We start from the raw sequence: 21792 nt of genomic DNA on the forward strand, positions 1-21792 counted from the left end.
ATTAAAGTATCATGCAGCTATTACACCTTCAGCTTTGTTCTCAGGTTTTTTGGATTCGGCCTGTCTGGTCTTAACTCTGCGTAATGCAACGCGAACTTTGAATTTACGGTTGTTGCTCAGGAATCTTTGGCTCAACATCAGTTCATACCGGGCCATGAATGGAAGATCGTTTAGCGTAAATGTTTCCGACTCATGTAGTATGCAAAAAATCACGGTGTATTCTTCTTCCTTTACGTCTCTACTTTTTTCAGGAATAATTGATTTGAATAGTTCCGTGTTTTTGTTTTCGTTACCTTTCGTTGTTTTCGATTTTTTGCCTATCCATTTACGGATGTCGTCTTTGCATCCGTCGTCGGTTGAGAAAGCCTGGGCGTAGAATTTTCCTTGAGTAAATAGGTGGCTAATAGATGCGGTTCCATTTTTATAACGTTTGACATGTATAAGATATTTGTTCGAGTGTAATAAGTCGCATACCTCGTATATTTTGTTTCCTGCGATGTTGATTCTTGCCTTATCTAATCTAATTAAGTTGGGGCAATTCCTTGATGCGATGATATTATATTTCTCCTCTGAGTTAATTCCGTCTTCATCGCACCAGATGTCTACATTTGATGGGAGAATTGTATCGTTAAAATGTTCTATATTCGATGAGATAAAATTATCAACTTCACTTTTTAGTTCTTTGGATAATTCTCTCCAGTTTCCATTGGAAAGTATAAATATTTTATTTTTGTAACTTATCTCTGCTACAATGCAATTGTATATACTCCATAATGGTTTTGTTTCGTCGAGTTCTTGGTCGTACTGATAAACTTTCCAATTCTTTAGGTGTTTTATAGTTATGATTTTTACTTTTCTATCGGAAAGGGCGTCTTCTATGAACAAGTCGTCAAAAGAATCGATATCCTTGTCCAAGACGGCTGATTTTTTTTTATATGAAAATAATATTTCTGATTCTATAAACTCTGGAGGGGCCAGGTGAATCTTCTCGAAGTTTTTTGAATTTAATTTTTCGCAAAGAATGTTGTTAAGTTCCGATGTTATTGTTGGATCTAGTTCAATTCTGAAATTGTCGTATGATTTAAATTGTGTTGATTTGTAGTCGTTGGATTGATATCTCTCCTCTAATTCTTTGCATATTTCTACAAAATAATTCCAGTTAACATTGGAGTTTTTGGTAAATTTTAAGGATATGCTTTCTTTTCCCTTGAATGAATCAATATAGTCTCGGTATTCTTTCTTGACATGTCCGGATATGGCTTTCAGTAACTCTTTCTCTGGATCAACTCCGAAGACATTAAGTGCAGCACCAGAACTGGATTGATGTTCTGTCTGTTTGCTAATTGTGTCATGGGCTGAAGTTTGAATGCGTCGCAATCCAGCATCATCGCAGATATTCATACCTACTTTGATGCCAAAATCATAAACAATCTTCTCTTTGTTAAGATATCTGTCTCCGCTGAGGCCAAATGTTGCCGCAAAATATAAATTGGATTTATCCGTAGGTATGCAGATTGCCATTATGGCGCGAGGGAATGTGTTCTTGGCTTGATATGTATATTTCTTTGTCTTGAATCCGGAATTTAAAAATTGTATCCATGGTATATTGCTGTCAGTTTTTTCTTTTGTTGATGCAGTTTCAAACTTGATCTTTCCTGTTATGTCGGATCCGATATTTATATCAATGTACCCGTCTTCAAGAAGAAACTCGTTAAATCTATTAACTGACTTGATCTTGTATAATGTTACCTTTTTGAGATCGGCCATCGTTTCCACCTTCCCCAAACGTTCAGGATTCAGATGTTACGAGAATGTACCAAAACAGGCTTTAAGACCAAGGTGTTTCTGCAATAGATGAATTAATCTAAGTCGATTATATTCGGGATTCTCCGGAGTGAGCTCTTTAGTTCTCAACATTGGCCCGTAACAAAAAAGTCTGAAGCCGGACTGTGCCATCAAGCTATGGCCTCTTTTCCCCTCACTCCCCCCTCACCGTGGCAACTGCCGCTGACCGGCCACCCTTCCCCAGCAGTTCGTGGCTGCTGACGAGGAGGATGCCGGCGAGGACCATGAGGGCGCCGAGGATGAAGCCGGGCTCCAGCTTTTCGCCGAGGAGGACCACGCCGAAGACGACGCCGTAGAGCGGGGTCATGAAGGTGAGGACGCCGAGGCGCGAGGCCAGGTAGGTGCGCAGCAGTGCGAACCAGGCGAGGAAGCTGGCGAAGGAGACGATCAGGGTCTGGAAGGTGAGGCTCGTCAGCAGGGTGGGCGTCAGGGTCGCGTGGGTCCGGCCCATCAGCAGGGCCGCTGCCAGCAGGATCACGAACGCGCCGAGCAGCTGGTAGAGCAGGGTGACGGTGGCGGGCGCGCTGGCAAGGCGGGAGACGCGGATGCTGACGGTGGTCGCGCCGTAGGCCATGCCCGCCGCGAGGCCGAGCAGATCGCCAAACCACATCAGGCCCCCCGCGCCCTGTGCGCCGCCGCCGCTTCCGATGCCGCCGCCGCTGCCGCCACTGCCGCCGACGCCAGCGCCAGCGCCGACGCCAGCGCCGACGCTAACGCCGCTGCCGGCGCCGCTGCCGTGCCCGGTGAAGGCGGTGACCACGCCGCCGAAGGCAAGGGCGATGCCGAGCCATTGCAGGGGCGTGAGGCGCTCCTCCGGGTAGACGAAGTGGAGGCCGAGCGCCGCGAAGATGGGCGCGGTGTAGAGGAAGATCACCATGTGCGAGGCGTTGGTGTGGCGCAGCCCCTCGCCGACGAACAGGAACTCCAGCGCAAACAGCACGCCCACCACCAGCCCCGGCTTCCAGGTGCCGCCGCCGAGCGCCCAGGTTTCCCGGCGGCCGAGCACCACGAGGAACACCAGCGCGGCGGCAATGGCGGAGCGGAGCGCCACTTGCAGCACCGGGGCCATGTCCGGCGCGGCGGCCTTCATCGCCACCTGCTGCATGCCCCAGATGGCGCAGAGCAGAACCATCAGCGCGGCGGCCTTGCCGTCGATTACCTTGCGTTCGTTCATGGAGGGGGCTTTTCGCTGTCCTGACCGGGAACCCGAATGCGCCCTCCCCCTCGGGAGGCGGGAGACGCGCCGCCCCCTCATTAATTCATCCATTTCTCCAGCCAAGCGCGCATTTGCTTTTGCTTTTGCCTTGCGCGTGGCGTGCGGCTCAGTCCTCCAGGTAGAAGTCGATGGTCGTGACCACGCGCACCTTCTGGTAGGGGCTGGCGGTCTCCTGCCCGCCCTCGCCGTCGCGCGGCAGGATGGAGAAGTAGCCCTGGCTCGCCTGCTTGATGCCGCCCACCCGCGAGCCGCTGTCCTTGGCGAACTGCTCGGCCCCTGCGCGGGCGTCCTTGGTGGCGGCGGCGATCATCTCCGGCTTGATGCTGTTCAGCTTGGTGAAGCTGTAGACCACCGGCGTGCCGTCGCCTTCCAGCACCACGCCCCGGCGCACCAGCTCGCTCATGGCGGCGTGGGCCTTCTGCGCGGCCTCCACGTTCCGGGTGCGCAGCAGCAGCGTCTGGCGGATGTGGATGTTGTTGCGCCGCTCGGGCGCCACCCGGTCCGAATTGTCGTAATACTGGTTCACCGAGATGCCGGCGGTGGTGATCTCCTCCTCCGGGAAGCCGAAACCCTTGAGGAAGGCGCGGATGGTCTCGGTGTCCTTGTCGATCTTGCCCTGCACGGTCTCCAGCTGGTGGCCGTTGGCGGTGTAGGTGATGGTCCAGGTGGCGATGTCCGCCGTCACGTCGCGCTCGGCAAGACCGCGCACGGTGACGGACCGGTCGGCGCGTCGCGCGTTCTTGAAGCCGTCGCCGATGAAATAGCCACCCAGCCCCACGCCCACCGCCACAAGGGCGGCGGCGCCCAGAATGATGGCGTTGCGGTCCGTCATGCATCTCTCCTGTTGTTATACTCTGTTTCGGCTTGGCCTTGCGGCGTTGGTGCCATTAAGACTTGGGTCAGCTTTCCGCCAGATGAACCGTTTCGGTTGTGCAAAAAAATCGTCCGGTTGCCGAAGGCTGGATTACATCGACGGTTTCCCCGGCCTGATTGCCGTGAGGCGCCGCGGGTTCCGTCACCAATCTGGAGTAATGAGACATGGGTCTGAAGTACCTTCATACCATGGTCCGCGTGTCGGACGTGGACGAATCCCTCCGGTTCTATTGCGACCTGCTCGGCCTCAGGGAAGTGCGGCGGATGGAGAACGAGGCCGGCCGCTTCACCCTCATCTACCTTGCCGCCCCCGGCGACGAGGACGCCCAGGTGGAGCTGACCTGGAACTGGGACGAGAAGGGCTACACGGGCGGGCGCAACTTCGGCCACATCGCCTACGAGGTGGACAACATCTACGAGGCCTGCCAGCGCCTGATGGATGGCGGCGTCACCATCAACCGGCCGCCGCGCGACGGCTGGATGGCGTTCGTGCGCTCGCCGGACGGCATCTCGATCGAACTGCTCCAGAAGGGCGAGCGGCTGCCGCCCGCCGAGCCGTGGGCGTCCATGCCCAACACCGGCACCTGGTAACCGGGTCCGAAGGGAAGGCGGCGGGGGCGCGCGGCCGGTGCCCGCACTCCGCGCGCTTCCCGATTGTTGTTCCGCGTTCCGGCCCGGGGCGCATGACGCTCCGGGCAACAGGTTTTGATGAACCGGCCGCGCGCGGGATGACGGGTGCGGCCCTGTCTTCTAAACGGACATGGTGTCGGAGGGGTCTGCAACCCTGCGGCAAGCCTGCTTTCAGGGGAGATGTGTCATGCCTGAGGTCGTGCAAATTCCGGTTCTGAGCGACAACTACGTCTATCTCATCGGCGACGACGACAGCGGGACCTGCGCCGTTGTCGACCCGGCGGAGGCGGAACCGGTGCTGGACGAGGCCCGGCAGCGCGGCTGGCGCATTACCCACATCCTCAACACCCACTGGCATGGCGATCACACCGGCGGCAACGTGGAGATCAAGGCCGCCACCGGTTGCACGATCATCGGCCCGCGCGCCGAAGAGGCGCGGATTCCCGGCATTGACCAGGCCGTCGGCGAGGGCGACCGGGTGACGCTGACGGGCGGGGCCACGGCGCAGGTGCTCGACGTGCCGGGCCACACGGCGGGGCACATCGCCTATCACTTCGCGGCGGATGGCCTGCTGTTCTGCGGCGATACCCTGTTCGCCATGGGCTGCGGGCGGCTGTTCGAGGGCACGCCCGCCCAGATGTTCGCCAGCCTCGCCAGGCTGAAGGCGCTGCCGGACGACACGCAGGTCTACTGCGCACACGAATACACCGAGAGCAACGGCCGCTTTGCCCTCACCGTGGAGCCGGGCAACGCCGCGCTTGCCGCCCGCATGGAGGAGGTGCGCGCCCGCCGGGCGAAGGGCGAGCCCACCGTGCCGTTCCCCCTCGGGCTGGACAAGCAGACCAACCCCTTCCTCACCGCCGCGACCGTCGAGGCGTTCGCCGAGCGCCGGGCCGGAAAGGACGTGTTCCGGGGCTGAGGCCTGCCGGAGAGGCCGGGGGCGGCCCGCTCGAACGAACGGGAGCGCGAGGGGCGAGCCCCTCCGCATCCGTCCTTTCCCTCTATTTCGCTGACTGTTTTGCCCGCTGTTTCGCCGGCGCGGCGGGGGCGTCGGCCTCGGGCGGGGCCTGATCCAGGTTGGTGCGGGCGAGGGCGGCGGCGTCTGAGCCCGGGGCCAGTTTGAGGATGGTCTGCCAGTCGGCGCGGGCGGCGGCGATGTCCCCGGCCATTGCGGCGAGGGTTGCCCGTTCCAGCAGCACGTCGGGTTCGCTCGGGGCCAGTCTTGCGGCCTTTTCCGCGTCGCTGCGGGCGCCGGTCAGGTCGCCGAGCTGGCGCCGGGCGGCGGCGCGCAGCAGCCAGGCATCGACGGAGTCGGGCAGGTCGCCGACGGCCTTGTCGAGGTCGGCTTTCGCCAGCTTGAAGTCCTTGAGGCCGGCGAGCGCCCGGGCGCGGTCGATGAGCAGATTGCCGCGCTGCGGGCCGGGGGTCCCGCTGACGAAGCCGAGGGCGCGGCTGAAGTGCTGGTAGGCGCTGGCGGGATCGTCCGCCACGAGGGCGGCGTTGCCGGCCTGTCCGTAAAGGGCGGCGATGGTGCCGGGCGTGGCGCGGATCGGCCCGCCGAGGAGCTGGCTCTTGCCGCTTTCGAGGTCGGCGGCGGCCTGGGCGAAGGCGACGGCGGCGTTGCGGGCCTTGCCCGCGTTGAACAGCGCCAGCCCCAGGCAATGTTTGGCCGGGATGCCGCCGCCGGTGTCGCGCCAGCGGGTGGCGAGCGTCACCGCCTCCTCCGGGTTCTGCTCGGCGCGGGTGACGCACTCCTGGTAGTGCCGCTCCGCGCCCTCCTGAACGGGGGCGGCGTCAGCGCTGGAGTCAGCGCTGGTGGCGGCGTGTGCGGCGGCGCAGGCCAGAAGCGCGGCGAGGGCGGTCAGGCGGAAGGCGGATGTCAGCATGGCGGGAGACTAGCAGCTTGCGCGGTCATCGTCGCCGTCAGTTCGCCGACAACCGCGCACAGCAGGTCCAGATCCGCGGGGCGGGAGAGGCGGTGGTCGCCGTCCTTCACCAGATGCAGGCGCACGTCGGGCGTGGTCAGCTTCTCGGCGATCTTGAGGGCAAGCTCCCACGGCACGTCCGGGTCCTGCTGGCCGTGGAGCAGGCGCACCGGGCCGTCGAACGGGATGGGGCCCGTCAGCAGGCGGTTGGCCGCGCCGTCGTCGATGAGCGCCTTGGTGTAGATGTAGGGGTCCGGCCCGTACTCGGAGGGGATGGCCACCTGCCCGTCCCGCTCCAGCGCGTCCCGTTGCGCGGGGCTGAGGCTGGCGAAGGTGCCCCAGTCGGTGAAGTCGGGCGCGGCGGCGAGAAGGACGAGGCCCTTCACCCGCTCCGGGCGGGCCCGCGCCAGCAGCAGCGCCAGCCAGCCGCCCATGCTGGAGCCCACCAGCAGCAGCGGGCCCCGGGTGCGGGCGTCGATCATGGCCAGCGCGTCGTCGCGCCAGCGGGAGATGGTGCCGTCGGTGAACGCGCCGTCGGACTTGCCGTGGCCGGAGCAGTCGAACCGCAGGAAGGCCTGTCCGCGCGCGCGGCAATGGGCTTCCAGCGCCAGCGCCTTGCCGCCTTCCATGTCGGACATGAGGCCGTGCAGGAAGACCACGGTCGGCCCTTCGCCGGGCAGGGACGCGTAGGCGAGGCGGACGCCGTCGCCGCGATCGAGGTATCCATACGGGCTGTCGGTCATGCGGGGCTCCCAGCTTGCTGTTCCGATGGTTCTGGCCCCGGGACTTAGACCATTGATCCGGCAGCGGGAACAGGAATTGCCTTGCGGAAAATCGCGCGGCCGAAACATTTGGCCGCACGGCAAGGGGCATTCCACGAAATATAAAAACACGACCGTTGCCCGACCGTTGCCATTTTGCCACCCTATCGACCGGCCTCACGAGTCGTCCCGGTTTCGCCTTTCCCGGGGTGCGTTCTGTAAAAAGGGTAGGGTATGCTTTCACTGACTTCTCGGTTCCCGGCAACGGTTGCCGGACTGGCGGCCGCCAGCCACCTCTGCGCTGCGGCGGCGCAGGCCAGCGCCGCCCTGCCGGCGGGCTTGCCGGAGACGTCCGGCGCGGCCGGGACTCCGGCTGCCGAAACCCCGGCTGCCGAGGCCCCCGCTGCCGAATCCGGGCCGGCGGGTCCCGCTGCCCTGCCCCCGGCGGTGGAGGCGATGCTGCGCCATGCGGGCGCGGCGGGCGATGTGGCCAATCTGGACAGCGTGGCCGCCGTCGCCAAGAGCACCTTCCCGGAAAGCGCCGGCCAGATCGACGCGCTGGTGGCCGAACTGAAGGGCGCGCTTGAGGCGGAACGCCGCACCGAGCTGGCCGAGCAGACCCTGCTTGAAGGCTGGACCGGTTCGATCGAGGCGGGCCTCAGCAAGACCACCGGCAACAGCAACGAGACCGGCACCCTGTTTCAGGTGGACACCCAGCGCGAGGGGCTGACCACGCGCCACCGCGTCAACGCCATGCTGGACCGGCAGAAAAGCGACGGCACGCTGACCCGCAACCGGTCGCTCGCCAACTACCAGCTCAACCGCAAGTTCAGCGATACCCTCTCGCTCTACGGCCTTGCCGGATGGGAGCGCGACCGCTTCGCCGGATACCGCAATCGATTCACCGAGTCGTTCGGTATCGGCTTCCAGCTGCTCCGGCGCGAGACCATGAGCCTGACGCTGGATGCGGGCCCGGCATTCCGGCAGGTGCGGTTCATCGACGGCACGTCGGAGAGCGCCATCGCGGCGCGCGGCTCGCTGTCCTACCGCTGGGACATCCTGCCGACGCTGGTGTTCCGCCAGGACGCCACGGCGATCATGGACGAGAGCAACACCTTCACCTCCAACACCTCGCTGACCACCAAACTGATTGGCGCGCTTTCGGCCCGCCTGTCCTATAATGTGGTTCACGAAAGCGATCCGCTGGACGACAGCCTGAAGAAAACCGACACGGCCATGCGCGTCTCGGTGGTCTACAGCTACTGACGCCTGCGAGCCGGTGCGTCCTCCGGGGCGACACCGCATCGCTTGACTTGGCCGCATGGGTGAATAGGGTCTGCCCGCCTTCCAGACCTGACGGAAAACCGAGACACCAATGACCGACGCATCCCTCCGCATTACCCTCCCCGACGGCTCCGTGCGTGAAATGGCGCGGGGGACGACTCCGGCGGATGTGGCCGCGTCCATCGGCGCAGGTCTGGCCAAGGCGGCGCTGGCGGCGCGCGTCAACGGCGCGCTGTGGGATCTCAACCGCCCGCTCGAGGGCGATGCCCAGCTCTCGCTCATCACCGCGAAGGACACCGAGGAAGCGCTCGATATCGTGCGCCACGACTTCGCCCACGTGCTGGCCGAGGCGGTGCAGGAGCTGTTCCCCGGCACGCAGGTGACCATCGGCCCGGCGATCGAGGACGGCTTCTATTACGACTTCGCCCCCGCCAATCGCGGCCCGTTCACCGAGGACGACCTGCCGGTGATCGAGGAGAAGATGCGCGAGATCATCGCCCGCAACGAGCCCATCACCCGCGAGGTGTGGGACCGGGACGAGGCGATCCGCCACTTCAACGAGATCGGCGAGACCTACAAGGCGCAGATCATCGACGACATCATCGCGCCGGGCGAGCCGATCACGGTCTATCGCCAGGGCAACTGGAAGGACCTGTGCCGGGGCCCGCACCTGCCCTCCACCGGCAAGCTGAACCCGGAGGCCTTCAAGCTCACCAAGGTGGCGGGCGCCTACTGGCGCGGCGACCACCGCAACGCCATGCTGAGCCGCATCTACGGCACCGCCTGGCTCACCAAGAAGGATCTGGACGCCTACCTCACCCGCATCGAGGAGGCGGAAAAGCGCGACCACCGCAAGCTGGGCCGCGAGATGGACCTGTTCCACCTTCAGGAGGAGGCCCACGGCTCGGTGTTCTGGCACCCCAACGGCTGGGTGCTGTGGCAGGCGCTGGAGCAGTACATGCGCCGCCGCCTCATCAAGGCGGGCTATGTGGAGGTGCGCACGCCGCAGCTCTATCACAACAAGTTCTGGAAGACCTCGGGCCACTGGGACAAGTTCCGCGCGGGCATGTTCCTGGTGCCCGACGAGATCCCCAACATCGACACGGACGAGCCCAGGCTGGGCGAGCACCCGGACTTCCTGGCGCTGAAGCCGATGAACTGCCCGGGCCACATCCAGATCTTCGACCAGGGCATCAAGTCGTACCGCGATCTGCCGATCCGCATGACCGAGTTCGGCTGCTGCCACCGCAACGAGCCGCACGGCGCGCTGCACGGCCTGATGCGCGTGCGCCAGTTCACGCAGGACGACGCCCACATCTTCTGCCGTGACGACCAGTTCATCGACGAGACCATCGCCTTCTGCGAACTGCTGAAGACGGTCTACGCCGATCTCGGCTTCCCCGAGTTCAAGGTGCATCTGGCCACCCGCCCCGAGCTGCGCGCCGGCTCGGACGAGGTGTGGGACCGCGCCGAGAAAGGCCTGGAAGAAGCGGTGAAGGCGGCGGGCTACGAATACCAGGTGTTCCCGGGCGAGGGCGCGTTCTACGGCCCCAAGCTGGAATTCCACCTGCGCGACGCCATCGGCCGCACCTGGCAGTGCGGCACCATCCAGCTGGACTTCGTGCTGCCGGAGCGGTTCGACATCTCCTACGTGGCGGAAGACGGCTCGCGCCAGCGGCCGGTCATGCTGCACCGCGCGATCCTCGGCTCGCTGGAGCGCTTCATCGCCATCCTGATCGAGAACTACGCGGGCAAGTTCCCGCTGTGGCTGGCCCCGCGTCAGGCGGTGGTGGCGACCATCGTGTCGGACGCCAACGACTACGCCCTCGAGGTCACCAACGCGCTGAAGGCGGCGGGCGTGCGCGCCGAGGCGGATATCCGCAACGAGAAGATCAACTACAAGGTGCGCGAGCACTCGCTGGGCAAGGTGCCGTACCTGCTGGTGGTCGGCAAGCGCGAGGCGGAAGAGCGCACCGTCGCGGTGCGCCGTCTGGGCTCGGACGAGAAGCAGCAGGTGGTCAGCCTCGACGAGATCATCCAGCGCCTGCGCGACGAAGGCACGCCGCCCGATCTGCGCGGGTGAGCGGGGCGTCCTCCCGGCGGAGAGAACACGCGAAAGGCGGCCTTCGGGCCGCCTTTTCCGTTTTGGGCACGTCCGTTTTCGGAACCGGCGGGACCGCGCGGCCGTTCGCTGGAGACGGGTGAGGAGGTGCGTGATGGCTGAGGACAGGAAGACGACTCGCGGGAAGACAGGGGCACCGGCGCCGGAACAGCGGCCGGAACAGCGGCCGGAGACGCGCGAGGAGAGCGGCGACCATACGGCGGGCGGGCTGATCCGCCGGGCGTGGGCCGCGCGGGAGGGAGACGGTATGCACGAGGTCGACCCCCGGGGCCAGGATCTGGTGCCGCCGCAGGAGTCGCTGGGCATGTCGGTGGCGCGGGGCGACGTGGGGCCCATCCCGCGCACGCGCCGCGCCAGGGCGGAGGACCGGAAGGCAGGCGGCGCGCGGCCCGAAGGAGCGCCGCCCGCGCCCGATCCGGCCAAGCGCCGCTGAGGCAAGGGGCGCGCCGCCCGTCTGCCCGCGCGTGGCTGGGGGGGGAGGCGGCGCGGGAGCCGCCCCGTCCTTGACGCCATCGAAAGGAGCCGGTTAGGAGTTCGGCTTTCCGTGGCGTTGCGACGCGTTTTGAGTGCCAGTGGGGGTGAGCGAACATGGCGATACAGGTTTCCGCACGTTTCAGCATCAGGTCGGCCCGGGCGGCGGTGGTGGCGCTCATGCTGGCCGCTTGCGGCGGTGCCGCGCCCGGCGGCGCGTCGTTCGCGGCCGAAGCCGTGGCGGTCGAAACCGTGGCCGAAGGGCTGGAGCAGCCGTGGGGTCTCGCCTTCCTGCCAGACGGGCGCATGCTGGTGACCGAGAAGCCGGGCCGCCTGCGCATCGTCAGCAAGGACGGCACGCTCTCGCCGCCGGTGGCCGGCGTGCCCAAGGTGGATGACCGCCGGCAGGGCGGCCTCCTCGGGCTGGCGCTCGACCCCGGCTTTGCCGAGAACCGGCTGATCTACTTCTCCTTCTCCGAGCCGCGCGGGGAGGAGGGCAACGGCACCTCCGTCGCCCGCGCCCGTCTAGTAGAGGCGGAGGGCAGCGCGCCCCGGCTGGAGGATCTGACGGTGATTTTCCGCCAGACGCCCGCCGTCAAGAGCAACCACCACTTCGGCAGCCGCCTCGTGTTCGCGCCGGACGGCACCCTGTTCGTGACGCTGGGCGAGCGCTACGTCGCCAAGGACATGGCCCAGACGCTGGACAACCATCTGGGCAAGCTGGTGCGCATCAACCCGGACGGCTCGGTGCCCGCCGACAATCCCTTCGTCGGCAAGGAAGGCGCGAAGCCGGAGATCTGGTCCTACGGCCACCGCAACATCCAGGGCGCGGCCATCAACCCGCGCACCGGCAAGATCTGGACCGTGGAACACGGCGCCAAGGGCGGCGACGAGATCAACATTCCCGAGCCGGGCAAGAACTACGGCTGGCCGGTCATCACCTGGGGCGTGGACTACTCGGGCGCCAAGATCGGCGAGGGCACCCACAAGGAGGGCATGGAACAGCCGATTCACTACTGGAATCCGTCCATCGCCACCTCGGGCATGACCTTCTACACCGGCGACCTGTTCCCGGCGTGGAAGGGCGACGTGTTCGTCGGCGGCCTCGCCAGCCAGCTCCTCGCCCATGTGGATGTGGAGGGCGACACGGTGGTGGGCTGGGAGCCGCTGTTGCAGGATCTGGGCGAGCGCATCCGCGACGTGGTGCAGGGCCCGGACGGCGCGCTCTACCTGCTCACCGACAATGCGGAGGGGCGGGTGCTGCGTGTTGTGCCCGCAACAGCGCAAAAGTGACGCGAGCGAACCAGTTGCTCACTCAAAATTCGCGCGTTTACGCCTTGCGGGTTTCGTGTTAGCGATTACCTGCTCAAGCGTGCCGGGGACGGCGCGCTTGTTTGCGTTCACTGAAAGGAGAATGAGCCATCCGCCCGCCTATGTCACGGCGCCCTCTGGCGCCACCACCGCCACTGAATGGTCCCGCCTATAATGAGTTCATCAAGGCGCCGCGCGTTCGCGTCATTGATCAGAACGGCGAGAACCTTGGTGTTCTCTATACGCGGGAAGCCCGGGAGCTTGCTGCTGAAGTCGGACTCGATCTGGTCGAGATTTCTCCCAATTCGGATCCGCCAGTCTGCAAAATTCTCGACCTCGGCAAGTTCAAGTACGAGTCGCAGAAAAAGGCGGCAGCCGCCCGCAAGAACCAGAAGACCCAGGACATCAAGGAAATCAAGATGCGCCCGGGTATCGACGATCATGACTACAACACCAAGCTGAAGGCCATCGCGCGCTTCATCGAGGATGGTGACAAGGTCAAGATCACGCTTCGGTTCCGGGGCCGCGAAATGGCTCACAACCAGCTTGGCATGCGGGTCATGGAGCGCGTGGTTGCGGACACGGCGGAATACGCCAAGGTCGAGCAGGCCGCGCGCATGGAAGGCCGTCAGATGCTGATGGTCATCGCGCCGAAGTAAGACTCGGCGTTGTCCATGGCGTGAAACACAAAGGCCGGGCCCACGCCCGGCCTTTTGTTTTTGGGTCGGGACTTGTTTTTGGGTCGGGGTGCCTGACGTTCGCTTCTTGCCGCCAGGCCAGGGACATATGGCGGCGCCCGCGTCGGCGCAATGGTCGTAGATGCGCGCGCGCACGCTTGACGGTGGCACGTCGACGAACCTAGCCTGACCAGGAAATGGCGCGTGAGGTCGGGGGTCGCAAGGCCACCCTCACCGTCGACAGGAAAAGAGAAAAGCCCGCCTGATCGGCGGGCTTTTCTTTTTGAGGAGGCGGGGCGCGCCCGGCGAGCGCAGGCTCACACGAAGACGATTTCGCAGTCCTTGGCGTCGGCGAGGAAGGCGACCATGCCCGCCGCCTCCACGCCGCCGGGCAGCTGGTTGGCGGTCAGGCCGCACAGGTGCAGGCCGGTGGTGCAGGCGGTCATCGGGATGCCCAGCTCCAGCGCGGTCTTGACCATGTCGCAGATGGAGGGAAGCCCCGCGCTGGCGAAGGTGTCGTCGCCCTTCCATTTCCGGTGAGGGTCCAGCGCCGTCACCGCCTCGCCGTGGAAGAAGATCTGCACCGGGCGGCCCATGGCCGCCGAGGCGCAGGCAAGATTGAGGCCGGCGTGGATGCGGCCGTGGGTGGAATCACTGAAGATGATCGCCAGGCCTCGATGGGTCTTTGCCATTCACTCTCTCCCGCGACAGGCAGGACAACCCGGGTCCTTCGGCAGGCTCAATGTGCGCATGCGATTGCTCAGGCCATCATAGATCAACAGGCGGCCGGCCAGCGATTGCCCGAAACCCACAATTTCCCGAAGCACTTCGAGAGCCTGCAAGGATCCTATAACGCCCGTCAGTGCGCCAAGGACACCAACGTCCGCGCAGGTGCGCTGCTGACCGCCAGGGCTTTCCGGTACAAAGCAGCGATAGCAGGGAAGGGTTTCCTCATAGCCCTTAAAAACTGCAACCTGCCCCTCGAACGGGCCGACTGCCGCCGAGATCAGCGGCTTGCGCAGGCGCAGGCAGGCGTCGGCCACGGCGAAGCGGGTCTCGAAGGAATCCGAGCCGTCCGCCACCATGTCGTACCCGGCGATGATCGCCTCCGCATTCTCCGCCGTCAGCCGCACCGTGTGGGCCACCACCTTTACGTCCGGGTTGATGCGGGCAATGGCGTCCGCCGCCGACTCGGTCTTGAGCCGCCCGAGATCGGGGGTGCCGTGCAGCACCTGCCGCTGGAGGTTGGACAGATCCACCCGGTCGTCGTCCACGATGCCGAGCGTGCCGACACCCGCCGCCGCCAGATATTGCAGACACGGACTGCCGAGCCCGCCCGCGCCGATGACCAGCACCTTCGCTTGCAGAATCTTCACCTGACCCGCGCCGCCCACATCGCGCAGCACGATATGGCGGGCATAACGGTCCAGCTGCTCGTCGGTCAGGTCCATGGCGACTCATGCCTTTCAGGTTTCTTGCAGGGGTCTTGGACCCCTGCACCCCATTCGTTTCAACGGGGCGTGCGCGGGATGAAGGGCGCGGCCCGGAAATCGACCGGCGGCGTTTCCAGCGTGCGCCTGAAACACGGCCGGAAAAAGGAATGGGAGGTGCAGGAGGGTCCGAGACCCTCCTGCATAAAATAAATCAAACCCCCGTGGAGCCGAACCCGCCAGCGCCGCGGCTGGTCTCGGAGAGGGCCTTGACCTCCTTCCACACGCCGCGGGTGACGGGTGCGATCACCATCTGGGCGATCCGCATGCCGCGGGTGATGGTGACCGGGTCCTGCCCCAGGTTGATGAGGATGACCTTCACCTCGCCGCGATAGTCGGCGTCGATGGTGCCGGGCGCGTTGGCGACGGTGAGGCCCTGCTTGAGGGCGAGGCCCGAGCGCGGGCGCACCTGCGCCTCGAAGCCTTCGGGCAGGGCGATGCCGAGACCGGTCGGCACGGCGAAGCGCTTGCCCGGCTCGATCACCAGCTGTTCATCCTCGCCGACGGCGGCCAGCAGGTCCATACCCGCCGCGCCCAGGGTTTCGTAGCCCGGCAGGGGCAGGCCTTCGCCGTGGGGAAAGCGGATGACTTCGATTTCAGCGTGATTCGGCGAGAGCATGGGCAATCCGTTCTGCGAGTTTCTGGGCAACGTCCGCCTTGGCCGCCTCGGGCCAGGTCTCGACGCCGGTGGAAGTGATGAGGTGGACGGCGTTGCGCTCGCCGCCCATGACCCCGGCGGCGGGCGAGACATCGTTGGCGACGATCCAGTCGCAGCCCTTGCGGGCGATCTTGGCCTGGGCGTGGGGGATGACGTTTTCCGTCTCCGCCGCGAAGCCGACGACAAGGCGCGGGCGATTCTCCGCCGCTTGCGAGAGGGTGGCGAGAATGTCCGGGTTCTCGAGGAAGGTGAGCTGCGGCGTGCCGCCCGCGTCCTTCTTGATCTTCTGGTCGCTCGCCTCCACCCGCCAGTCGGCGACGGCGGCGACGCACACGGCGGCATCGACCGGCAGCGCCTGCTGGCAGGCGGCGGCCATCTCGCGGGCGGTCTCCACGTTCACCCGGGTGACGCCCGGGGGCGTCGGCAGATGGGTGGGGCCGGAGACGAGGGTGACGCTGGCCCCCAGCCGCGCGAGCGCTTCGGCAAGCGCGTAGCCCTGCTTGCCGGAGGAGCGGTTGGCGATGTAGCGCACCGGGTCGATCGGCTCGTGGGTCGGGCCCGCCGTCACCAGGATCTTCGTGCCGCTGAGGGGGCGGGGCGCTTCCTCAAGCCGGGCGGCCACCCAGTTGACGATGTCCGGCACCTCGGGCAGGCGGCCCGGCCCGAACTCGCCACAGGCCATGGGGCCTTCCGCCGGGTCCAGAATGGCGATGCCGTCCTCGCGCAGGCGGGCGACGTTGCGGCGGGTGGCGGGGTGCTGCCACATCCGCACGTTCATGGCGGGCACGGCGAGCACCGGCTTGTCGGTGGCGAGCAGGAGCGTCGAGGCCAGGTCTCCCGCCAGACCGGCCGCCATCCTGGCGAGAAGATCGGCGGTTGCCGGGCACACCAGCACCACGTCCGCCTCGCGGCTGAGGCGGATGTGCCCCATCTCGGTCTCGTCCTTGAGGCTGAACAGGTCGGTGTAGACCGGCTGCTCGGAGAGGGCGGAGACGGAAAGGGGCGTGACGAACTGCGCGCCCCCTTCGGTCAGCACGCAGCGCACGGTGGCGCCGCGCTCGCGCAGACGGCGGATCAGGTCCAGCGACTTGTAGGCCGCGATGCCGCCGCCGATGATGAGAAGGATGCGCTTGCCGTGCATGGGCCCCGTTTCCGCCTTCCTGCCGCCTCTACACTAGCCAGCCGATCGCAAGACCCGCAAGGAAGGTCATGGCGAGGCCGACGATCCACCAGCCGGGGCCGCGCGCGGTCCCCTCTTCCTCCGGCAGCGGCGGCAGCGGCGGCGCGGCGCCCTGCACCGGCACCTGCGCCATCAGGCGGCGCGCCACGTCCGGCAGGGAGCGCACGTCGCGCACGAAGCGGATGATCTCGTCCGCCGCGCGGGATTCGAGGCTCAGCTCGTCGCGGATCCAGCCGTTGAGGAAGGGCTCGGCGATTTCCCACATGTTGGCATCGGGGTCGAGCGAGGCGGCCAGACCCTCCACCATCACCAGCGTCTTTTGCAGCAGCAGCAGGTGCGGCTGGGTCTGCATCTCGAAGATGCGGGTGATGGCGAACAGCTGTTCGAGCAGGCGGCCGACGGAAATCTCCTTCACCGGCTTGCCGAGGATGGGATCGCCCACCGCGCGCAGCGCCGTCGCGAACTCCTCCACCGAATGGTAGGGCGGCACGTAACCGGCCTCGAAGTGGATCTCGGCCACGCGCTTGTAGTTGCGCGTCAGCAGCCCGTAGAGAATCTCGGCCAGATAGCGGCGGCCCAGCCGGTCGAGCCGGCCCATGATGCCGAAGTCGATGGCCACCAGCCGGCCCTTGCCGTCGATGAACAGGTTGCCGTGGTGGAAGTCGGCATGGAAGTAGCCGTCCACGATCGCCTGCTGGAGGAACACCCGCACCACAGTGGCGGCCAGCGCCTTCAGGTCGTGCCCGCTGGCCTCAAGCGCGGCGCGGTCGGTGAGCGGGATGCCGTCGATCCACTCCATGGTGAGCACGCGTTTGGTGGTGCGCTCCCAGTCGATGGCGGGCACGTGGAAGTTCTGGAACGACTCGAGGCGCGAGCCCAGCTCGGCGGCGTTGGCCGCCTCCAGGCGGAAGTCCAGCTCCCGGTCAACCCACTGGCGGAAGGTGTCGATGACGATGCGCGGGCGCAGCCGCGCCGCCTCGCCGCCCAGCCGCTCCAGCCGGGCGGCCGCCCAGAAGTAGGTGCCGATGGCCTCGGCGAAGATTTCCTCGATGTGCGGGCGCAGCACCTTGACGGCGACCGTGCGCCCGTCGGTCGTCACCGCCTTGTGCACCTGGGCGATGGAGGCCGCGCCGATGGGCGTCTCGTCGAAGGAGGCGTAGAACTGGCCGATCGGTCCGCCCAGCTCCCGCTCCACCGTCGCCTTCACCTGCGCGAAGGGGAAGGCGGGCAGCTTGTCCTGAAGCCGTTGCAGGTCGCGGGCGGCGTCCTGGCCGATCAGGTCCGGCCGGGTGGCGAGCGCCTGCCCCAGCTTGATGGCGGCGGGGCCGATGGCCTCGAAGGCGTGGGCGTACTCGGGGCGCGGCGGCACGTTGAAGCCGACGCGGGCGAGGCGGGCCAGCAGCCGTGCGCTGGCGGGGAGATCCTGGATGTCCTCGAACGGGCGCAGCACGCCGTGGCGGGCCAGAATCCGCCCCCACCTGAACATGCGCCAGGCATGCACAAGCTGAGCCGTCACGCCTTACACCTTCCAGCCGGAGTGAATGGCAACGACGCCGCCCAGAATCAGCTGGGAGCGCACGTTGGAGAAGCCCGCCGCCCGAATCATCTGCTCGAAGGTGCGGGAGTCGGGGAAGCGGCGGATGCTCTCGGCCAGATACTGGTAGGCCTCGCGGTCCTTGGCGATGACCTCGCCCATTCTCGGCAGCAGGTTGAAGGAGTACCAGTCGTAGGCCTGCGCCATCAGCGGCAGCTCCACCCGGCTGAACTCCATGCAGAAAAAGCGCCCGCCGATCTTGAGCACCCGGTGCGCCTCCCGAAGGGCGGCGGGAATGTCGGTCACGTTCCGGATGCCGAAGGAGATGGTGTAGGCGGAGAAGCTGGCGTCATCGAAGGTGAGCTTCTCGGCGTTCTGCTCGCTCCACTTGAGATCGAGCCCGCGCTTGGCCGCCCGTTCCTTGCCCACTTCCAGCATGGCCGGGTTGATGTCCGAGACGGTCACGTCGGCGCCGCGCCGCGCCAGCCGGAAGGCGATGTCGCCGGTGCCGCCCGCCATGTCGAGGATGGGCTCGCCGGGGCGCGGGCGCACCTTGTCGACGAAATAGTCCTTCCACAGGCGATGGAGGCCGCCCGACATCACGTCGTTCATGATGTCGTAGTTGCGGGCGACACGACGAAACACGTCGGTGACGCGCTCGGTCTTCTCGGCGGGGTCCACCCACTGGAAGCCGTAGGAAACTTTCTCGCTCATGGCTCCGTCTCTAAAGGAGGCTTGCGGTGGGTGCAATTGCACGCGACTAAGGCAGGGGCAAGACAAGTGAGGATGTATGCCCGAATTACCTGAAGTGGAGACGGTGTGCCGGGGCATGGCGCGGGTGCTGGAGGGCCGGCGCGTGACCCGCGTCGAGGTGCGCCGCCCCGATCTGCGCCGCCCCATTCCCGCCGATCTGGCGGCGCGGCTGACAGGCGCGGTCGTCACCCGCATCACGCGGCGGGCCAAGTATGCGCTGCTCCACACCGACCGGGGGGATGTGGTGATTCTCCACCTCGGCATGTCCGGCCGGGTGCGGGTGGACCCGGAGGCACCCGAGAAACACGACCATGTGCTGTGGGAAACCGAGGACGGGCACCGGCTGGTGCTGAACGACGCCCGCCGCTTCGGCAGCATCGACATCGAGCGGGAGGAGCGGCTGGCGAGCCATCCGCTGTTCGCCCACCTGGGGCCGGAGCCGCTGGGCAACGCATTCAACGCCGAGGGGCTGGCGGCCCGGCTCGCGGGCAGGATCACGCCCATCAAGCTGGCGCTGCTGGACCAGCGCGTGGTGGCGGGCCTTGGCAATATCTATGTGTGCGAGGCGCTGTTCGGGGCGGGAATCGACCCGTGCGCGCCCGCGGGCACCCTGACGCCGGACCGGCTGGAGGCGCTGGTGGCGGAGATTCGCGCCGTGCTGCTGCGGGCGATCGAGGCGGGCGGCTCGTCGCTGCGGGACTATGTGCAGGTGGATGGCGAGCTTGGCTACTTCCAGCACAGCTGGCAGGTCTACGGCCGCGAGGCGGAGGACTGCCGCCGCTGCGCCCGGCCCGTTTCCCGTATTGTGCAAGGCGGGCGTTCCACCTTCTACTGTGCCCACTGCCAGCGTTGAGGAGCTTGCCGGATGAGGATGGTGCTTGCGGTTCTGGCGTCCCTGGCGGGCGCGCCGCTGCTTGAGGGGTTCGATGTGCCGCTGATGCCGGGGCTGGCGGAGGTGGCCGATTCGCGCCTGACCTTCGACAAGGAGGAAGGCAGCATCGTCGAGACCGTGCTGGAAGGGGCGGTGGCGCGGGAGCAGGCGGAGGCCTACTACGCCGGGGCGCTGGCCGGGCTTGGCTGGACGCTCGCCGAGTCGCGCGGCAGCCGCCAGGTCTACCGCCGGGGGGACGAGCAGCTCATCCTCGATTACGCGGGCGGGGCGGAGGGAACCCGGGTGCGGCTGCTGCGGGAGCCGGCCGACTAGGTTTCCGGGTCCGAATCGCCGGCCCCGCCGGGCCTCCCCTGGGGATTTTTGCAGGAAAACTGTGCCTTATCACATCTGGCCCTTGGGGCGGGGGTGGGGCATGTGGTTCGCTGGGAAAAAGGAAGAGAGAAGCGGAGGAGTCATCCCTTGAGCTACGAAACTTTGATCGTTGAGACCCATGGCGCGGTTGGCCTGATCCGCCTCAACCGCCCGGAGGCGCTGAACGCCCTGTCGATCAAGCTCACCACCGAGCTGACCGAGGCGCTGCGGGCCTTCGAGGCGGATGACGCCATCGGCTGCATTGTGCTCACCGGCTCGGAAAAGGCCTTCGCTGCCGGCGCGGACATCAAGGAGATGGCGAAGAAGACCTTCTCCGATGTCTATCTGGAGGACTTCATCACCTCGACGTGGGAGGAGATCACCCGCTGCCGCAAGCCGGTTCTGGCGGCGGTGAACGGCTATGCGCTGGGCGGCGGCTGCGAGTTCGCCATGATGTGCGACATCGCCTACGCGGGCGAGAACGCCAAGTTCTCCCAGCCGGAGATCAAGCTGGGCGTCAGCCCCGGCGCGGGCGGCACGCAGCGGCTCACCCGCTTCGTCGGCAAGGCCAAGGCGATGGACATGTGCCTCACCGGCCGCATGATCGACGCCAGGGAAGCGCTGGAGATGGGCCTGGTCGCCCGCATCTTCCCGACCGAATCGCTGGTCGAGGAAGTGCTGAAGATCGCCGCCGAGATCGCCGCCTACTCGCGGCCGACCGTTCTGGCGGTGAAGGAGATGGTCAACCGCGCCTACGAGACCACCCTCTCCGAGGGTATGCGATTCGAGCGCCGGCTGTTCCACGGCCTGTTCGCCACCGAGGACAGCAAGGAAGGCATGGCCGCGTTCATGGAAAAACGTAAGCCGAACTTCAAGAATCGGTAAAATTTAGGCGGACTCGCGCCCCTCCTGTTGACCGGGGGGCGCGACTCTGCCATAAGCCGCCCGCTCGTGTCGGGCAGCGCCCGACGCATTGATTATTCTATTGGCTGAGGACGAGAGATGGCCAACACACCGCAGGCGCGTAAGCGCATCCGCCGCAACGCTCGTCGCGCGGAGATCAACAAGGCGCGCGTCAGCCGCATCCGTACGTTCGTGAAGAAGGTCGAGCTTGCCATCGCCAGCGGCGACAAGAGCGCCGCCGAGGCGGCTCTGAAGGCGGCTCAGCCGGAGTTGCAGCGTGGCGTCTCCAAGGGCGTCATGCACAAGAACACGGTTGCGCGTCGCATTTCGCGCCTGACGCATCGCGTCCGCGCTCTGGGCTAAGCCTCGACTGCGGGGGCTCCGGGCTTCCGCGCGTCGCGCAGCAGCGCCAAGACATGGCCCCGGCCGGCAACGGCTCGGGGCTTTGTGCGTTCTGGAGTCTCCCGCATCGTTGGGCGAATCGAGACGTAGCGCGAGCGTAATAATTTCAGGACTTTAGCCGAGTCCCTGCGGAATCCGGCCGCATCGAGGGGGCAGGCTGTCAACGAAATTATTTGCCGGAGCGGCTTGTGCATGGCCTTGTGGAGGCGGGTGGCGCTGGCTAAAGTCCGATCTATCGAGATTCGGGGCAACGCGTATTCTTCGAAAATCCGAAGAAGAACGGGATTCGGAGCAATAGATTGTTCTAAATCTTTGTGCCGGCCCAACTTCCGGCATCCGTTCTGATTGCTTCGAATTCTTGAGATACGGGTGCTGAGAAGTACACTTAAATCCATTTTTACGCGCGTTCTTTTTTGTCCCCGGAACCTTCAGGGGCAAGAAATCTTCCTCTCTGCGGGACAGGAACGCGGGCAGGTCGCAGGGGCAAGCGGCTTGCGCGTCGAGACCCGCGAGG

Annotated in this window: 22 protein-coding genes; 11 read left to right on the top strand and 11 right to left on the bottom strand. The window is 65.2% G+C overall.

Annotation, left to right across the window (positions count from 1 at the left end):
* Window positions 1-9: 9 nt before the first annotated feature.
* The 3 genes from ACSJJU_RS05710 to ACSJJU_RS05720 all read right to left on the bottom strand — a co-directional run bounded on the left by ACSJJU_RS05710 (window position 10) and on the right by ACSJJU_RS05720 (window position 3893).
* Window positions 10-1767 (bottom strand): DUF6119 family protein, encoded by a 1758-nt coding sequence (locus ACSJJU_RS05710; RefSeq protein WP_435914258.1) that lies wholly within the window; start codon window positions 1765-1767, stop codon window positions 10-12.
* A 211-nt stretch (window positions 1768-1978) separates the two neighbouring features.
* Window positions 1979-3019 carry a DMT family transporter gene (locus ACSJJU_RS05715; protein ID WP_435914259.1) on the bottom strand — a complete coding sequence of 347 codons (1041 nt, stop codon included), beginning with the start codon at window positions 3017-3019 and terminating at the stop codon, window positions 1979-1981.
* A gap of 148 nt (window positions 3020-3167) precedes the next feature.
* Window positions 3168-3893 (bottom strand): SIMPL domain-containing protein, encoded by a 726-nt coding sequence (locus ACSJJU_RS05720; protein ID WP_435914260.1) that lies wholly within the window; start codon window positions 3891-3893, stop codon window positions 3168-3170.
* Between the two features lie 212 nt (window positions 3894-4105).
* On the opposite strand from ACSJJU_RS05720, the gene ACSJJU_RS05725 reads away from it, so the two are divergent.
* Window positions 4106-4525 carry a VOC family protein gene (locus ACSJJU_RS05725; protein WP_435914394.1) on the top strand — a complete coding sequence of 140 codons (420 nt, stop codon included), beginning with the start codon at window positions 4106-4108 and terminating at the stop codon, window positions 4523-4525.
* Window positions 4526-4751: 226 nt separating this feature from the next.
* Window positions 4752-5483, top strand: a complete 732-nt coding sequence (gloB, locus tag ACSJJU_RS05730) for a hydroxyacylglutathione hydrolase (protein WP_435914262.1) — start codon at window positions 4752-4754, stop codon at window positions 5481-5483.
* An 82-nt stretch (window positions 5484-5565) separates the two neighbouring features.
* Here gloB and ACSJJU_RS05735 read toward each other — a convergent pair whose 3' ends face one another.
* Window positions 5566-6450, bottom strand: coding sequence for a hypothetical protein (locus ACSJJU_RS05735; protein ID WP_435914264.1), 885 nt, complete (start codon window positions 6448-6450; stop codon window positions 5566-5568).
* Window positions 6444-7232 (bottom strand): alpha/beta fold hydrolase, encoded by a 789-nt coding sequence (locus tag ACSJJU_RS05740; RefSeq protein WP_435914265.1) that lies wholly within the window; start codon window positions 7230-7232, stop codon window positions 6444-6446. Before ACSJJU_RS05740 ends, ACSJJU_RS05735 begins: the two co-directional genes overlap by 7 nt.
* A gap of 252 nt (window positions 7233-7484) precedes the next feature.
* On the opposite strand from ACSJJU_RS05740, the gene ACSJJU_RS05745 reads away from it, so the two are divergent.
* From ACSJJU_RS05745 to infC, 5 genes are all read left to right on the top strand, one after another.
* Complete coding sequence (locus tag ACSJJU_RS05745) at window positions 7485-8516, top strand: DUF481 domain-containing protein (protein ID WP_435914267.1); 1032 nt, start codon at window positions 7485-7487, stop codon at window positions 8514-8516.
* Window positions 8517-8625: 109 nt separating this feature from the next.
* Window positions 8626-10617: a threonine--tRNA ligase gene (gene thrS / locus ACSJJU_RS05750; protein ID WP_435914268.1), complete on the top strand. Its 1992-nt coding sequence runs from the start codon at window positions 8626-8628 to the stop codon at window positions 10615-10617.
* A 133-nt stretch (window positions 10618-10750) separates the two neighbouring features.
* Window positions 10751-11089, top strand: a complete 339-nt coding sequence (locus tag ACSJJU_RS05755; protein WP_435914269.1) for a hypothetical protein — start codon at window positions 10751-10753, stop codon at window positions 11087-11089.
* Window positions 11090-11244: 155 nt separating this feature from the next.
* A complete protein-coding gene (locus ACSJJU_RS05760; RefSeq protein ID WP_435914270.1) occupies window positions 11245-12420 on the top strand; it encodes a PQQ-dependent sugar dehydrogenase in 1176 nt (391 codons plus the stop codon).
* Between the two features lie 140 nt (window positions 12421-12560).
* Window positions 12561-13097, top strand: coding sequence for a translation initiation factor IF-3 (gene infC / locus ACSJJU_RS05765; RefSeq protein ID WP_435914271.1), 537 nt, complete (start codon window positions 12561-12563; stop codon window positions 13095-13097).
* Window positions 13098-13432: 335 nt separating this feature from the next.
* Here the strand turns inward: infC and ACSJJU_RS05770 are convergent, their stop codons facing one another.
* The 6 genes from ACSJJU_RS05770 to ubiE all read right to left on the bottom strand — a co-directional run bounded on the left by ACSJJU_RS05770 (window position 13433) and on the right by ubiE (window position 18691).
* Window positions 13433-13807, bottom strand: coding sequence for a DsrE/DsrF/DrsH-like family protein (locus ACSJJU_RS05770; protein WP_435914272.1), 375 nt, complete (start codon window positions 13805-13807; stop codon window positions 13433-13435).
* Complete coding sequence (locus ACSJJU_RS05775) at window positions 13808-14566, bottom strand: HesA/MoeB/ThiF family protein (protein WP_435914274.1); 759 nt, start codon at window positions 14564-14566, stop codon at window positions 13808-13810. It lies immediately after the preceding gene.
* Between the two features lie 193 nt (window positions 14567-14759).
* Window positions 14760-15224 carry a dUTP diphosphatase gene (dut, locus tag ACSJJU_RS05780; RefSeq protein ID WP_435914275.1) on the bottom strand — a complete coding sequence of 155 codons (465 nt, stop codon included), beginning with the start codon at window positions 15222-15224 and terminating at the stop codon, window positions 14760-14762.
* A complete protein-coding gene (coaBC, locus tag ACSJJU_RS05785) occupies window positions 15202-16404 on the bottom strand; it encodes a bifunctional phosphopantothenoylcysteine decarboxylase/phosphopantothenate--cysteine ligase CoaBC (protein ID WP_435914276.1) in 1203 nt (400 codons plus the stop codon). The genes dut and coaBC overlap by 23 nt, the downstream gene beginning before the upstream one ends.
* A 28-nt stretch (window positions 16405-16432) precedes the next feature.
* Window positions 16433-17959: a 2-polyprenylphenol 6-hydroxylase gene (ubiB, locus tag ACSJJU_RS05790; protein ID WP_435914277.1), complete on the bottom strand. Its 1527-nt coding sequence runs from the start codon at window positions 17957-17959 to the stop codon at window positions 16433-16435.
* Between the two features lie 3 nt (window positions 17960-17962).
* Entirely contained in the window at window positions 17963-18691 is a 729-nt protein-coding gene (gene ubiE / locus ACSJJU_RS05795) for a bifunctional demethylmenaquinone methyltransferase/2-methoxy-6-polyprenyl-1,4-benzoquinol methylase UbiE (RefSeq protein WP_435914279.1), read from the bottom strand.
* Between the two features lie 76 nt (window positions 18692-18767).
* Between ubiE and mutM the strand changes: the two genes are divergently transcribed.
* From mutM to rpsT, 4 genes are all read left to right on the top strand, one after another.
* Window positions 18768-19583: a bifunctional DNA-formamidopyrimidine glycosylase/DNA-(apurinic or apyrimidinic site) lyase gene (gene mutM / locus ACSJJU_RS05800; protein WP_435914280.1), complete on the top strand. Its 816-nt coding sequence runs from the start codon at window positions 18768-18770 to the stop codon at window positions 19581-19583.
* Between the two features lie 12 nt (window positions 19584-19595).
* The gene (locus tag ACSJJU_RS05805) at window positions 19596-19934 is read left to right on the top strand and encodes a hypothetical protein (protein WP_435914281.1); all 339 of its coding nucleotides are present in this window, start codon (window positions 19596-19598) and stop codon (window positions 19932-19934) included.
* A gap of 147 nt (window positions 19935-20081) precedes the next feature.
* On the top strand, window positions 20082-20858 hold the full coding sequence (locus ACSJJU_RS05810; protein ID WP_435914282.1) for an enoyl-CoA hydratase: 777 nt from the start codon (window positions 20082-20084) through the stop codon (window positions 20856-20858).
* 117 nt (window positions 20859-20975) lie between these two features.
* The gene (rpsT, locus tag ACSJJU_RS05815; protein WP_435914283.1) at window positions 20976-21239 is read left to right on the top strand and encodes a 30S ribosomal protein S20; all 264 of its coding nucleotides are present in this window, start codon (window positions 20976-20978) and stop codon (window positions 21237-21239) included.
* Window positions 21240-21792 lie beyond the last annotated feature (553 nt).

Source organism: Pedomonas sp. V897, from assembly GCF_051304405.1.
Lineage (GTDB): Bacteria > Pseudomonadota > Alphaproteobacteria > Sphingomonadales > Sphingomonadaceae > Pedomonas.